Here is a 15,154-nt window from a genome sequence, read left to right on the forward strand (position 1 = left end):
AAAAACTGAGGATTAACTTAGCCATCACATTGTTCATGTGATGGCATTTTTTTGCCTCATAAATAGGAAGGAAGCTATATCGTGAGTGAAATAAAAGTAAATCAGCTCGGCCATAATGCACCGAAGCTGAAAAAAGAATTAAAAAGCCGTCATATCACAATGATTTCTTTAGGCGGTACAATTGGTACAGGGCTATTTTTAGCCAGTGGTGGTGCCATTGCACAAGCAGGACCGGGAGGCGCATTGCTTGCCTATGCCTTAATCGGTATTATGGTATATTTTTTAATGACAAGTTTAGGGGAAATGGCTGCCTATATGCCATCCTCGGGTTCTTTTAGTACGTATGCGACAAAATTTGTAGATCCCGCTCTAGGCTTTGCACTAGGCTGGAACTATTGGTATAACTGGGCAATTACGATTGCAGCCGAAATTGCGGCAGTGTCATTAATTATGAAATATTGGTTCCCAGATAGCTCATCAGCACTTTGGACAGTATTATTTATTGTAATTGTACTGACATTTAATTTATTGTCTGTAAAGAGCTATGGTGAAAGTGAATATTGGTTTGCGATGATTAAAGTGGCTACGGTCATTGTATTTATTATTATTAGCATATTAATGATTTTTGGTATTTTAGGTGGACAGGCACCTGTAGGTTTTACAAATTTCTTTATTAGTGATGGACCATTCCATGGTGGCTTCCTTGCTACATTTGGTATTTTCCTTGCAGCAGGATTTTCATTCCAAGGAACAGAGCTACTTGGGGTAACAGCAGGGGAAACAGATGATCCTGGAAAAAATATACCGAAGGCAGTAAAATCGGTGTTTTGGCGTATTATTTTATTTTATATTTTAGCTATTGCTGCTATAGGGATGTTAATTCCATTCACAGATGAACGCTTATTATCGGAGGATATCGCTGTATCTCCATTTACTCTCGTGTTTGATCGTTTAGGTATTGCTTTTGCTGCCTCCTTAATGAATGCCATTATTTTAACGGCTATGCTATCAGCAGGTAATTCTGGACTGTATGCATCTTCACGTATGCTATGGCAATTAGCAGTGGATGGTCATGCTCCTAAATTCTTTGCAAAGCTAAGTCGTCGAGGTATTCCGATTTATGCATTGATCGCAACATTAGCTGTAGGCTGTGTAGCGTTTTTAGCATCATTCTTTGGTGATGGGGTTGTTTATATCTGGCTATTAAATGCCTCTGGGATGTCAGGTTTTATTGCTTGGCTAGGTATTGCATTTAGTCATTATCGTTTCCGTCGTGCTTTCGAGGCACAGGGCTTAGATCCAAAGCTATTACCGTATAAAGCAAAGCTATACCCATTCGGTCCACTATTCGCCTTTACTATTTGTATGATTGTTGTAATTGGACAGAATTACACAGCGTTTATCGGAGGTACAATCGATTGGTATGGTATCCTTGTTTCCTATATTGGTATTCCACTGTTCCTATTGCTATGGCTAGGGTACAAAATTAAACATAAAACAAAAATGCTTCCTCTTAAAGATTGTGATTTAAAAGTGGAAAATTAAATAGAAGAGCTGTTCTATAAACCGCTGTATAATGGTTGATGGAACAGCTTTTTTTATATAGAGACCTTTAAAATTATTACTAAATTAATATCATATATATGGTAGTATACTATAGATATGGAAGTGTGATTTTTGACTTTCTAGTAGAGAGAGGTGCATGAAAATGCAAAAACATATTTTACTAGTGGAAGATGATGAGGCTATTCGCGAAATGGTAGCGAATTTTTTATTATTGGAAGGCTTCGAAGTCACCACTGCCAATAATGGTGAAGAGGCATTGCAATATTGTTTAAATCAAACCTTTGATTTAGTCATCCTAGATATTATGATTCCTAAGCTTAATGGATTAGAAGTTTTAAAAGTCATTCGAGAACAGGCAGCACTTCCTATCATCATTATGTCCGCAAAGGATAGTGATGTAGATAAAGCGCTTGGCTTGGGATTAGGGGCAGACGATTATATTGCTAAGCCATTTTCTATGCTGGAATTCTCTGCTCGCGTAAAGGCCGTTATTAGAAGAGCTACAAAATACGCTGGCCAAACAGATCACAAACAAGATGTAGTAGTCATAGGCGATTTAAAGATAGATATTGTTAATTTTTCAATAAATAAAAGTGGACAAGAAGTGAAGCTAACATCAAAGGAATTTGCCATCTTAAAGCTATTTGTAACAAACCGTAACCGAGTTTTTACCAAAGAGCAAATTTATCAGCTAATATGGAAAGATGCATATTACGGTGATGAAAATATTATTAATGTACATATTCGAAGGCTACGCGAAAAAATTGAAGATGATCCATCCACCCCCCAGTATATTAAGACGCTGTGGGGAATTGGCTATAAGTTTGAAGGATAACAAATATGATAATCATTCTATTAATCATAATTGTGGTGCTTATAGGAATAGTTATTTTTCAATGGAAAACAAAAAAAGAACAAAATCAGACGATCCAATATATGAATGAAAAACTCCAAGGCATTGTTCAAGAAAAAAGTAACGAAAAGATTTTGGTAACTACAAGCAACTCACAAATTCAACAGTTACTTATTTCGATAAACGCTTGGCTGGACCATCACCAAAAAGTTCAGGCGACACATCGCAAAATGGAAGATTCCATGAAAAAAATGCTGGCGAATATTTCACATGATTTAAAAACGCCCTTAACGGTTGTGTTAGGCTATATTGAAATGCTTCAGCTTCAAGGCTCAGCTAGTGAAGGGGAACGTCAAAGACTATTAGCGGGCGTACATGCTAAAACACTAGAAGTATTAAAAATTATCCATACATTTTTCGATCTTGCCAAATTAGAGGCAGGGGACACAGATTATCCAATCACTAAAATCAATGTCTGTGAAATTAGCCGTAAAAATATATTATCATTTTACGATATGGTCACGTCGATGGGACTGAATATTACTATTACAATCCCTGAAACACCTATGTATGCCCTTGGCAATGAAGAAGCGTTAGATAGGGTTCTCAACAATCTTTTATCCAATGCTCTTGCCTATGGGGCGGATGGTAATGTAATTGGCTTAACCGTAAGAAATGATGAAACGACTATTTATATAGATGTATGGGATTGTGGTAAAGGAATCGATGAATACCATATTGATAGTGTTTTTGAGAGAATGTACACGCTAGAGGACTCTCGCAATAAATCCTTCCAGGGGAGTGGCTTAGGTTTAACGATTACAAAGCGATTAGTGGAAATGATGGACGGTTCCATCCAGTTATCAAGTATCCCCTATAAAAAGACCATTTTTACCATTGCATTAAAACGAATGATGTATTGAAATCACAGCTTGTGGAGCTTTTATTGTGCTTTACAGGCTTTTCTTATGCTCTTAAGAAATTTGTAAGAATCCAGTAATAAATTAGAGAGTTTCATTTTTTATAATGATAATAGCCACATTTGAGGGAGAGATTGACATGACATACATTGTGAAAACAAACCAGCTTACGAAAGTGTACGAAGGAAAAGAAGTGGTTTCTGCTGTCAATATGAACGTGAAGAAGGGAGAGATTTATGGCTTTTTAGGCCCTAACGGAGCGGGTAAAACGACAGTTATGAAGATGCTAACGAATCTGACGAAGCCAACAAGTGGAGATGTTGAAATATTTGGTGAGAGGTTGACCGATCGATCGTATGAACTATTAAAAAGAATGGGAACGATTATTGAATATCCTATTTTCTATGAAAAATTAACGGCTAGAGAAACGTTAGAACTACATTGCGAATATATGGGCTATTACAATAAGCAGGAAATTGCTCATGTCCTTAACCTTGTAAAATTGACAAATACAGAGGAGAAGAGGGTAAAAGATTTCTCATTAGGGATGAAACAGAGACTAGGTATTGCACGCGCTATTATTACAAAGCCAGAGCTCCTTATTTTAGATGAGCCAATTAATGGACTAGACCCTATTGGGATTAAAGAATTGAGAGAGCTTTTCAAAATGCTCTGTACGGAGTATGGCATTACAATCATTATCTCTAGTCATATATTAGGGGAAATTGAACAATTGGCCGATACAATTGGTGTCATCAAGGAAGGTAGACTCATTACTGAAGTAACGATGGATACGATTAATCGTAATCAAGCCGACTATATTGAAGTGATCGTAAACGATGGCAAAAAAGCAGCCTTTATTTTAGAAAGTAAATTAAAAATGGCTAATTTCAAACTAATGGATGATAATTCTATACGAATTTATGATTTGACAGTATCTCAAAAAGTTCTAACAAAAACATTGATTGAACATGACATTGAAATAGAGGAGATTAGCAAGAAAACAAGCACATTAGAGGATTACTTCCTTAAGCTAATAAATGGAGGGATTGTTCATGCTTAATTTAATGCGTTTAGAAATGAAAAAATATCATTTAGGCTCCTATGTTAAAAGTGCTTTGTTTGCTAACTTTATTATTTTAGGATTTATGTTTATGATTTTATTTATTTCTAAAGTAGAAGGGGAAGTTGGTATTGAAAATTATGAAATGGCTTTAAGTGTCATTGATTCATTTGTCAGAGCGGTATTTATTATTTTTGCAGCTACATTAATAGCTAAGCTGATCATCGGAGAATATAAGTTTAAAACAATCACATTGGCCTTTATGTATCCTATAAGCCGAAAGAAATTAATCGCTGCTAAGCTTGCGATTGTCATGCTGTTTACCTTTAGTGTAATCATCGTTTCCAATGTCTTGATTACAACCATCTTTTGCATCGTAAGCGATAAATTTGATTTAATTCCTGATATATTATCTAATACTTTAATCATGCAACATATACCATCTGTACTCATGAATGCAATTGCTGCCTCAGGGATGGCCTTAATTCCGTTGTATTTCGGTATGAGAAAATACTCTATTCCAGCAACAATTATTTCTTCTATTCTAATCGTATCAGTGACTTCATCCAATACAGGTAACTTCACATTAAATGACATCATTATTATTCCAATCTCGTTAGCAATTATAGGTATTAGTATTGCCTATCTAGCTATCCGCAATATTGAGAAGGTTGATGTTTAATGAAAGAGCCAGGTACTCATAAGTTTTGTTGATATCGAACGATGATGATAGCAATTCGATCGTTTGTTACACTCACATAGTTGGTCTTGTAAAATAGGTAACTAAACTTATTAAATATAGAAATAAATTAACGTAAAGCAATAAAAATAAGTAATTAGATTCCCATAATAGAAATTTAATTAAAATAGAAAAAGAGATGGCCAATAAAATAGTAAATAAAAGATTTCCTTTTTTGGCATGATGGCATTGTATAACTATTAATACAATAATAAGTATAGGTATATAAAATTGTATGGAAAAACCTCCTATATTAAAAATGATAAAAAAGGAAATATATGTTTTATCAATCTTATATTTATTTAAAGGTGATTTCAATGAGGAAATTAAGAATTGCAACCATTGTTGCTTTATTATCAACGTAACTTCTGCACTGCTTTAGCTAACCTACTAGAGCATCGGATCATGTATGATCCAATGGTAGTAAATTTGTTTATAATTGTCACCTTTAGATTATCAACAAAAAGGCATCGAGATTTTTCTTCTCGATGCCTTTTGTTAGTCTATTAATTCACTATTTTACCCAAATATTGTTTCACCTAGTAAGTAAATATTTAATGCCACAACGATGACAACTACAAACCATCCTAAAATAGTAGTAATACGGTGGTTCACTAAGCCACCCATAATGTCTCGTTTGCTTGTAAACATAACGAGAGGGACGAGGGCAAATGCAATACCGAAAGATAACACAACCTGACTAAGAACGAGCGCATGGGTTGCGTTTACACCGGATGCAATAATCGCTAAAGGAGGCACCATTGTAATGGCTCTCCGTAAATAAAGTGGTATTTTTCGTTGAATGAAGCCTTGCATTACTACGTCACCTGCTAATGTCCCTACAGAGGAGCTAGCTAGCCCTGCAATTAGTAAACCAAGACCAAAGGAAATGGCAGCCATTGGGCCGAGAGCATCCTTTAGGCCGTTATAGGCAACATCTAAATCCTCTACTACAATCCCCTGTGTGTGAAATACTGCTGCCGCGATAATGAGCATACTCATATTGATGGCTCCAGCAATGATCATTGCGATGATAATATCAATAAATTCAAAACGGAAAATTCTTCTTTTTTCTTCTTCATTACGACCGATAATACGACTTTGTGTTAAAGAAGAATGTAAGTAAATAGCATGGGGCATGACGGTCGCACCTAAAATACCTGTTGCTAATAGTAATGAGTCCACCCCTTCAAATTGAGGCGTAAACATACCAAACGCTACTTCGCCCCATTCTGGCTGTGCTAAAAATGTTTGGAAGGCAAATGCTAATACGACAATTAAAACCATGCCAGAAATGCCTGCCTCGAAGGCTCTGAACCCTCTTCTTTGAAGCTCTAGAATAGCAAATGATCCGACTGCTGTAATGATAGCTGCTGGAAGCATAGGGATATTAAATAACAAATAAAGCCCTAATGCGGCCCCGATAAATTCAGCAAGGTCGGTAGCAATAATGACTAATTCAGCCTGAATCCAAAGAAATATAGATGTCTTTTTAGAAAAATGTTCACGTGCCACCTCAGGTAAATTTTTTCCTGTCGCAATACCAAGCTTGGCAGATAAGGATTGGATGAGCACCGCCATTAAATTAGAAAAGGCTATTACCCAAAGGAGTAAGTAACCATATTGAGAGCCAGCTGTAATATTTGTGGCAAAATTGCCAGGGTCAATATAGGCGACCGCTGCAATGAATGCAGGCCCAAGAAAAGGTAAAAACCGTCGCCAACCTTTTATATCTCCATCTAAAACCGCCTCAGCAGACGATTTTGTGACTTGTTTGTATACCATATTTGTTCCCTCATTTCAAAAAGTATCGTTCGTGAAATAAAGTTTCCTAGAGGAAAATGAGATAATAGTATTCTAACGCTAGGATTAGAAAAAGGGAAGCGCTTTGCTTAAAATTTTAAAAAAATAAGTATGCACATTTCTCATCAATTTCTAATTAGACTTTCCTTACCTGTATCGTTTACGATGAAAGAAAAGGTGAAGGACTGATTCGACATGAGCAATCGAATTTTAATTATAGAAGATGAGGAAAATATTGCGAGAGTGCTCCAGTTAGAGCTTCAGTTTGAAGGCTATGAAGCGGTGATGGCCCATACAGGAGCAGATGGTTTATTGCAATATCGTGAGCAGCAATGGGATTTAATCTTACTGGATATTATGTTACCCGAAATGAGTGGCATAGATGTGCTAAAGCGTATTCGCGCAACAGAATCACAGACCCCAGTTATTATGCTGACTGCTAAAAGTGAGGTGGAGGATAAGGTAAAGGGATTGGATTTGGGAGCTAATGATTATGTGACAAAGCCCTTTGAAATTGAAGAATTACTGGCCCGTATCCGTAATGCTCTACGGTTTTCTCAAAAGGCTAGTCCAACAAAGGTTGGTGTGTCGTTTGGACAGTTATCGATCAATGAGCAGACAAGAGAAGTTATTTATTATGGTAAGGAGATCCAACTGACTCCTAGAGAATACGATTTATTGCTATATCTAATGAAGCATCCTAAGCAGGTGCTCACAAGGGAACAAATATTAGAGACTGTATGGGGCTTTGATTACTACGGAGATACAAATGTTGTGGATGTCTATATTCGCTATGTGCGCCAAAAGCTTGAAATCGCTAATGTAACACCCATTATTCAAACAGTTCGCGGTGTAGGTTATGTGCTGAAGGAAAATAAATCATGAAGCTAAAAACAAAAATTCATCTACTTACCACTTTATTAATGCTAGTAATTTTAGTGGCAACTAATAGTGGAATTTACTTTTTGTACGAGAAATTTGCCTATAATACGGAATATAGTCAACTTCATACACGAGCGAATGATTTAAGCTCAACATTAAGTCAGTTAAATGCACAAACCAACCTACAGCAAGTATTAAGAGCATATATGCCAGCTGGTGGTGCTATCTATGTTTATGATGGAGAAAATTTGAAGACGAAGGTTCAGGCCACTCTAGACATGCCAGATGTTACTTCCATTACCTATACAATGCCTACTATTTGGATTGATGGGACAATTGTGGACATCACCTTACAGCAATCAATGGAGGAAGTAGAAAGTACACTGGATTTATTAAAGGCTATTTTGATCGTTGTGTCCATTATTGCCACCATTCCAATCTTTTTAGCGAGCTTGGCACTCGGTCGCCTAATTTTGTTACCACTAGAACGCTTAAATGCGACAATGCGCAAAAGTGCATTGACGGGGAAATATGAAAAAATGGACATCCCAGCTAAAGGTGGGGATGAATTAGCAAAAATTAATCGAACGTTCAATATGATGATGGTGAAGCTTGAACAGCACTATCAAAAGCAACAGGAATTCGTTTCAAATGCTTCTCACGAATTAAAGACGCCCATTACTGTCATCGAAAGCTATGCAAAGTTGCTCTTACGAAGAGGCCTTGACAATCGTGAAGTAGCGCAGGAATCGCTGCAGGCTATTGCAAATGAATCTTCTCGTATGCATGAAATGGTATTGCAATTATTAGAGCTAGCCAAAAATAATGAGCATATGGATATTCATATTGAACAGCTAGAGCTGGCTCCCTTCCTTAATAAAGTGGCTGCGCAAATGCAGCAGGCATACCATCGGAATTTTATAGTCGATGCAGAAGCACCACAATTTATGGACAGTGATGAAAAAATTTTGAAGCAATTACTCTTTATTTTGCTTGATAATGCTAGGAAATATAGTGAGGATGATGTTCATATTTCCACAGCTGAAACTACTACGCATGTACGAATGACGATTCAGGATTTTGGCGTCGGTATTCCTGCAGAGCATGTTCCACATTTGTTTGAGCGTTTTTACCGTGTCACAGAGGATCGTAATCGTAAAACAGGCGGTTCTGGCTTAGGGCTTGCGATTGCACATGAACTTGCGGGACAATTGGGCATCACCATAGATGTGGAAAGTACAGTTGGAGAAGGTTCAAGTTTTACCTTGTGTATACCAAAGGAGGGGCAGCAATGAAAAAGTGGGCTTTAATACTTATTGTGATTGTCCTTCTTTGTAGCGGAGTGCTTTGGTTTATTCAAAATCGCTATTTTCAAAAGGAGCCTCTCAGTGAAGAGGAGGCCATACGCCATATCGAAGCTATTTATAAAGGTCAAGTTTCAGAAGTAAAAAAGCGTGGAAATTCATTTGAAATTCAATTTACACGTGAGAATTTGAAATATACAGCCATGCTTGATGCTACAACACAGCAGGTTTCTGATCTAACGTTACAAAAAGGGCAAAGTAAATTATTGTTAACGGAAAATCAAATAAGAAAAATGGTGAAAGAAAAATATGGTGAGGTAGAAAACGTCATGCTCACGGAAACTATTTATACCGCACGTGTTGAAAAGGAACATAAGCAAAAAGATATAACGGTAGATGGCTATTCGGGTGAAGTGTTATCTGAAAAAGATGTAGAACCACTAAATCAGCCTGAAAAACCCCATATTATTACCGAACAGCAAGCCGTTGATATAGCGCTGCAACAATTAACTGGGAAAGTGGATTCTGTAGATTTTGAAGATACGGCGGAGGGCGGTTATTATTTAGTTGAAATTGAAACAGAGCATGAAGAAGCCACGTTCCAAATTCATGCTGTATCTGGAAGGGTCCTTTCTGTTTCATGGGACGATTAAACGAGTTTTCTCATGAAATTCTAATGTTCCTCTTATAGTTCTATCATCTTTGCTTGGTAAGCTAAAAGCAGATAAAACAAAGGAGAGATGAACATGAAAAAAATAATTATGATTCCCGCATTAGTGGTGACTCTTGGTGTTGGAGCGGCAATTGGTTCAACAACTTTATTATCAGGAAGTGCACAAGAAAAAAAGATTCTATCCATGCAAGAAATCGAAAAGAAAGCATTAGCAGTAGTGGATGGGACAGTAGCAGATATTGAACTAGATCAAAATCGCTACCGCTCTGTTTATGAGGTAGAGGTGCATGCTGATAAAGAAGAGTATGATTTAAAATTCGATGCCTATACTGGAAAATTACTTAAGCAGAAGAAAGAGCGTCAAGATGACGATGATAATGAATGGGTTAACGCTAATACTGCTACTAACCTTATAAGTAAAGAAAAGGCTATTGAAGCGGCTCTAACAAAAGCAAAGGGTACAGTCACAAAAATTAAATTAGATGATGGTATTTATGAAATCGAGTTAAAAAATGGGCAATATGAATATGATGTTGATGTTGATTCGATTACAGGAGAAATTGTTGATTTTGAACAAGATATGGAAGACTAATAATAGTTGTTGCCTTAAAAGTAGAGCATACTTTTAAGGTTTTTTTGTTGTAAAATGCCTTTAAATTAGGTATTCGCGGATAAATTAATTTCTACCATGGATATTAACAATGTATTTCAAAAAGTCTATGTATTTCACTTGTAAAAAATAAAAATTTTCTTCTTTACTTTTTTAATCGCCAGGCGTAATATGACATCATTATTAAAGTTTCAAATTTCTAAATCGCTGAAGCAAACTAGACGCGGGGGACCCATTTTAGACGGAGTGCATAAGCATTCCTTGGGGTGAATCTCTTCTTTTGAAGGGTAGGGCTACTCAGGCCCGAATCCGACAGCTAACCTCGTAAGCGTTAAGAGCAGAAAAGTTGGAGCTTGGCAGACAGATGAGCGTCTACAAGTCTTATTTAGTGATGACTTGTAGGCGTTTTTTGATCTCATTTAGGAAGGCGAAACACAATCTAAGAAACTAGAAGGTGTTTATTGATGAAATCCTCATTTAAACGTTATGTAATCGGCAAACCATTAAGATCCGATGCGTTAGGGGAGCAAAAACTTAGTAAAACAAAGGCATTGGCCATATTATCGTCCGATGCTTTGTCTTCCGTAGCTTATGGACCGGAACAAATTTTAATTGTCCTGATGACTGTGGGAACATTAGCATTTTGGTATTCTTTACCGATTGCGGCAGGGGTTGTTGTCCTATTGGTGGCACTGACTTTATCATATCGTCAGGTTATATTCGCCTATCCACACGGGGGCGGCGCTTATGTAGTATCTATGGAAAATTTAGGTGTGAACGCGGGTCTTGTAGCAGGTGGCTCATTGCTCGTTGATTATATTTTAACGGTAGCGGTAAGTGTATCAGCAGGGACAGATGCCATTACATCGGCATTTCCAAGTCTGCATCCATACAATGTGCCAATTGCTATTATCTTTGTGATTTTTTTAACGGTCTTGAACTTACGTGGTGTAACAGAGTCCGCCTCTGTTTTGGCATACCCTGTCTACCTGTTTGTAGTCGTTATGTTAGTGTTGATTGGGATGGGGCTCTATAATGTTGCAACAGGTCAGGTGCCAGCAGAGCTGCATCCAAAGATAGGTACACCCGTCGCAGGGATTAGTTTATTTATATTATTAAAGGCATTTGCGTCAGGGAGCTCAGCCTTAACAGGGGTAGAAGCTATATCGAATGCGATCCCTAATTTTAGAAATCCAGCTCCTAATAATGCTGCTAAAACATTGTTAGCAATGGGCGGAATCTTAGCGGTTTTATTTATCGGTATTGTTAGTTTAGCTTATTTTTACGGAATTGCGCCAACTTCGGAAGCGACAGTCGTTTCCCAACTAGCAGAAGCAAGTGTTGGTCGAAATTTCTTTTATTATATAGTACAGGGTACAACAGCGATGATTTTGGTACTTGCAGCAAATACAGGCTATTCAGCATTTCCTCTACTTGCTGTCAATTTATCAAAAGACGGTTTTATTCCAAGAATATTTCAAATGCGTGGGGATCGCCTAGGGTATTCTAATGGCATTATGATGCTAGGACTAGCAGCCATTGTTTTAATCATCTTATTTGATGGGGCAACAGAGCATTTGATTCCACTCTATGCTGTTGGGGTATTTATTCCGTTTACATTAGCACAAACGGGAATGATGCGAAAATGGTGGCGCGAAAAACCTACTGGCTGGATGACAAAATTTACGATTAACACAATTGGTGCAGCCATTTCGTTTATTGTAGCGATGATGTTTTTTGTAACGAAGTTGCCTCAGGTATGGCCAGTGTTTGTATTTTTACCAATTATCATTTTTGTATTTCATCGGATCAAGCTTCATTATCAAGCCGTTGGGGAACAGCTGAGATTGAGTAAAGAGGAAGTCGCTACTATTGAAGGAAATGTATTCATCGTACCAGTAGCTGGTATAACGAAGGTGGTTGAAAATTCCCTTCATTATGCGAAATCACTAAAGGTTGATAAAATTATTGCCTTTTATGTGGCTTTCGATCAAGCGGATGCAAAAGCCTTCGAAGAAAAATGGCAGGCTTGGCAACCAGATATTCGACTAGTAACCTATTATTCAGCATATCGTAGCATCACACAGCCATTGATCAAATTTATAGATAAAGTGGACCATCAATGTGCGAAAACAGGTCATAAAGTAACGGTTGTCATCCCTCAATTTTTACCTAAAAAAGGCTGGCATCATATGCTTCACAATCAATCTAGCTTATTAATACGTACAACATTGTTATTTCACAGAAATGTCGTGATTATGACAGTACCCTTTCATTTATCAAAATAATGCTAGCATGCTAGAAAATTGTCTGTTATAATCAGTACGTTGATTGAAAACACGAACGTTTACAATTAAAAAGTCGCAGAATACCATTAAATTCCGAAAAATTAAACGTTTTTCAGTAGGAGAAATAGGCTTCTACCGAATAAAGTGTTAAATTGGGTATTCTGATAGATTCATACAATTTTACTCATATAATAGCGAGAATATGGCTTGCAAGTTTCTACCGATTTACCGTAAATAAATCGACTATGGGTAGCAATGCTTTTAGAGAACTTCTTTCATGATGTTTTCTATTCCTTTCGACGTTTTAACGCTGAATGCTTTGCTCCACTCGTAGCTGAATGGGACCAAGGTGTTCAGCTTTTTTTATTAATATTTAAGAAAGAAGGATATGACAGAAATGAAGTTATTACACGACAAAATTATGCAAGAGGGTAAAGTTCTATCATCTTCAGTATTAAAAGTAGATTCATTTTTAAACCATCAAATTGACCCATTGTTAATGAAGGAAATTGGTCATGAATTCGCAAACCGATTTGCTGACCAAGTAATTACAAAGATTTTAACAATAGAATCTTCAGGCATCGCTCCTTCTGTCATGTTAGGGCTAGAAATCGGTGCACCGGTAGTGTTCGCTCGTAAACGTAAATCATTAACACTTTCAGATAACCTTTACACATCAAAAGTACATTCATTTACTAAAAATGAAACAAATGATATCTCTGTATCACGTAATTTTTTAAGTGAAGACGACAATATTTTAATTGTTGACGATTTCTTAGCAAACGGAGAAGCTGTAAAGGGTTTACTTGATATTGCAGCTCAAGCAGGTGCTAATGTTGTAGGAGTTGGCATTGTTATTGAAAAAGGCTTCCAAGATGGGGGAAAATTATTACGTGAGCAAGGTGTTCGCGTGGAATCATTAGCGATTGTAGATTCTCTTGAAGATGGCAAAGTGACATTTGCTACGGAGGCTCGCGCGTAATGAATACCTTTAAATCAACGACGCTAGCAATTCAACATTTACTTGCGATGTATGCTGGAGCCATCCTAGTGCCACTTATTATTGGAGGGGCAATTGGCTTTAATTCAACACAAATGACGTATTTAGTGGCGATTGATATTATGATGTGCGGGATCGCAACACTTTTACAAGTTTACTCAGGTAAATTTATTGGTATTGGCTTACCTGTAGTACTTGGTTGTACATTTACAGCGGTAAGTCCAATTATTGCTATAGGTACAAACCCAGAGCAAGGTATCACAGATATTTATGGTTCCATTATTGCATCTGGTTTGATTGTCGTGATTATTGCGGGCTTCTTCGGGAAGCTAGTGAAATTTTTCCCACCAGTAGTAACAGGATCTGTCGTTTCTATTATCGGTATTTCTTTACTGCCAGTAGCTTTAAATAATATGGCAGGTGGACAAGGGGCAGAGGATTTTGCATCCGGCTCAAATATTGCATTAGCATTTATTACACTAGTCATTATTTTAATCGTCTATCGTTTTTCTACAGGCTTCATCCGTGCTATTTCCATTCTAGTTGGGTTAGTAGCTGGTACAATTTTAGGGGCATTCATGGGCAAGGTTAATTTCGACCCAGTAGCAGAAGCGGATGTATTCCATATGGTACAACCATTCTACTTTGGAATGCCAACATTTGATGTAACGGCTATTATTACAATGACGCTTGTAGCAATGGTATCTTTAGTTGAATCATCTGGTGTTTATTTTGCACTAAGTGATATATGTAATAAAAAATTAGATTCAAAAGATTTGGCTCGTGGTTATCGCTCAGAAGGTCTTGCATCTGTAATCGGTGGAATTTTCAATGCCTTTCCGTACACTACATTCTCACAAAACGTGGGTCTAACGCGTATGTCAGGTGTTAAGGACCGTAAAGTCATTTACATCACAGGTGGTTTACTAGTAGCACTTGGCTTCCTACCGAAAATCGCAGCATTAACAACGATTATTCCAACATCCGTACTAGGTGCGGCAATGTTAGCGATGTTCGGTATGGTGATTACACAGGGTATGGGTATGCTTGTACCAGTTATGAACGAGTCAGCAGAAAACGCGATGATTGCTGCGATTGCAGTAAGTTTAGGGGTCGGTGTATCAGTCGTTCCTGGCATTTTTGATGCACTACCAGAAAAAGTGTCTATTTTAACATCTAACGGAATCGTCTGTGGTTCAGTCACAGCGATTATCCTTAATATTTTATTCAACATGATTGGGCCGAAGCATAAAAAAGACCCGATGCATGGAGAAGCATAAAGAGATCATTCAATAGCATGTATCAGAATTCAAACATATAAAGAACAATGTCACCTACTTTTATCTATTGATTTAGATTGGAGGAGGTGGCATTTTTTTATGCGAAAAAAGGGCAGAAAATGTTCGAAAAAAACATTAGGTAGTAATAAGCAAGTTTCTTGTTTATTATGTGT

Annotated in this window: 13 protein-coding genes and 2 riboswitches; of the genes, 12 read left to right on the top strand and 1 reads right to left on the bottom strand. The window is 37.2% G+C overall.

Annotated features, from left to right (window positions below; all coding sequences use genetic code 11):
- The first annotated feature begins 81 nt into the window (after positions 1-81).
- From MKX57_RS01295 to MKX57_RS01315, 5 genes are all read left to right on the top strand, one after another.
- Complete coding sequence (locus tag MKX57_RS01295; protein WP_008179624.1) at positions 82-1,545, top strand: amino acid permease; 1,464 nt, start codon at positions 82-84, stop codon at positions 1,543-1,545.
- Positions 1,546-1,708: 163 nt separating this feature from the next.
- Positions 1,709-2,401 (top strand): response regulator transcription factor, encoded by a 693-nt coding sequence (locus MKX57_RS01300; protein WP_089987061.1) that lies wholly within the window; start codon positions 1,709-1,711, stop codon positions 2,399-2,401.
- 5 nt (positions 2,402-2,406) lie between these two features.
- Positions 2,407-3,342: a sensor histidine kinase gene (locus MKX57_RS01305; protein ID WP_008179619.1), complete on the top strand. Its 936-nt coding sequence runs from the start codon at positions 2,407-2,409 to the stop codon at positions 3,340-3,342.
- 136 nt (positions 3,343-3,478) lie between these two features.
- Positions 3,479-4,402 (top strand): ABC transporter ATP-binding protein, encoded by a 924-nt coding sequence (locus MKX57_RS01310; protein WP_008179617.1) that lies wholly within the window; start codon positions 3,479-3,481, stop codon positions 4,400-4,402.
- The gene (locus MKX57_RS01315) at positions 4,395-5,084 is read left to right on the top strand and encodes an ABC transporter permease (RefSeq protein ID WP_008179615.1); all 690 of its coding nucleotides are present in this window, start codon (positions 4,395-4,397) and stop codon (positions 5,082-5,084) included. The genes MKX57_RS01310 and MKX57_RS01315 overlap by 8 nt, the downstream gene beginning before the upstream one ends.
- 576 nt (positions 5,085-5,660) lie before the next feature.
- On the opposite strand, the gene MKX57_RS01320 is transcribed toward MKX57_RS01315, so the two are convergent.
- Complete coding sequence (locus tag MKX57_RS01320; RefSeq protein ID WP_008179614.1) at positions 5,661-6,926, bottom strand: Nramp family divalent metal transporter; 1,266 nt, start codon at positions 6,924-6,926, stop codon at positions 5,661-5,663.
- Positions 6,927-7,139: 213 nt separating this feature from the next.
- Between MKX57_RS01320 and MKX57_RS01325 the strand changes: the two genes are divergently transcribed.
- The 7 genes from MKX57_RS01325 (at position 7,140) to MKX57_RS01355 (ending at position 14,981) form a co-directional block, all read left to right on the top strand.
- Positions 7,140-7,829 carry a response regulator transcription factor gene (locus tag MKX57_RS01325; RefSeq protein WP_008179612.1) on the top strand — a complete coding sequence of 230 codons (690 nt, stop codon included), beginning with the start codon at positions 7,140-7,142 and terminating at the stop codon, positions 7,827-7,829.
- Positions 7,826-9,121 (top strand): HAMP domain-containing sensor histidine kinase, encoded by a 1,296-nt coding sequence (locus MKX57_RS01330; RefSeq protein WP_089987062.1) that lies wholly within the window; start codon positions 7,826-7,828, stop codon positions 9,119-9,121. The genes MKX57_RS01325 and MKX57_RS01330 overlap by 4 nt, the downstream gene beginning before the upstream one ends.
- Entirely contained in the window at positions 9,118-9,783 is a 666-nt protein-coding gene (locus tag MKX57_RS01335; protein ID WP_089987063.1) for a PepSY domain-containing protein, read from the top strand. Before MKX57_RS01330 ends, MKX57_RS01335 begins: the two co-directional genes overlap by 4 nt.
- 93 nt (positions 9,784-9,876) lie before the next feature.
- Positions 9,877-10,395 (top strand): PepSY domain-containing protein, encoded by a 519-nt coding sequence (locus tag MKX57_RS01340; RefSeq protein WP_069479786.1) that lies wholly within the window; start codon positions 9,877-9,879, stop codon positions 10,393-10,395.
- 213 nt (positions 10,396-10,608) lie between these two features.
- Positions 10,609-10,758, top strand: a riboswitch (cyclic di-AMP (ydaO/yuaA leader).
- A gap of 119 nt (positions 10,759-10,877) precedes the next feature.
- Complete coding sequence (locus MKX57_RS01345) at positions 10,878-12,701, top strand: APC family permease (protein ID WP_342550683.1); 1,824 nt, start codon at positions 10,878-10,880, stop codon at positions 12,699-12,701.
- A 164-nt stretch (positions 12,702-12,865) separates the two neighbouring features.
- A riboswitch (purine riboswitch) is annotated at positions 12,866-12,967 on the top strand.
- A gap of 131 nt (positions 12,968-13,098) precedes the next feature.
- Positions 13,099-13,683, top strand: a complete 585-nt coding sequence (locus MKX57_RS01350) for a xanthine phosphoribosyltransferase (protein WP_036145342.1) — start codon at positions 13,099-13,101, stop codon at positions 13,681-13,683.
- On the top strand, positions 13,683-14,981 hold the full coding sequence (locus tag MKX57_RS01355) for a nucleobase:cation symporter-2 family protein (protein WP_036122372.1): 1,299 nt from the start codon (positions 13,683-13,685) through the stop codon (positions 14,979-14,981). The genes MKX57_RS01350 and MKX57_RS01355 overlap by 1 nt, the downstream gene beginning before the upstream one ends.
- Positions 14,982-15,154 lie beyond the last annotated feature (173 nt).

It is taken from the genome of Lysinibacillus sp. FSL M8-0216, from assembly GCF_038595555.1.
Taxonomy (GTDB): Bacteria; Bacillota; Bacilli; order Bacillales_A; family Planococcaceae; genus Lysinibacillus; species Lysinibacillus fusiformis.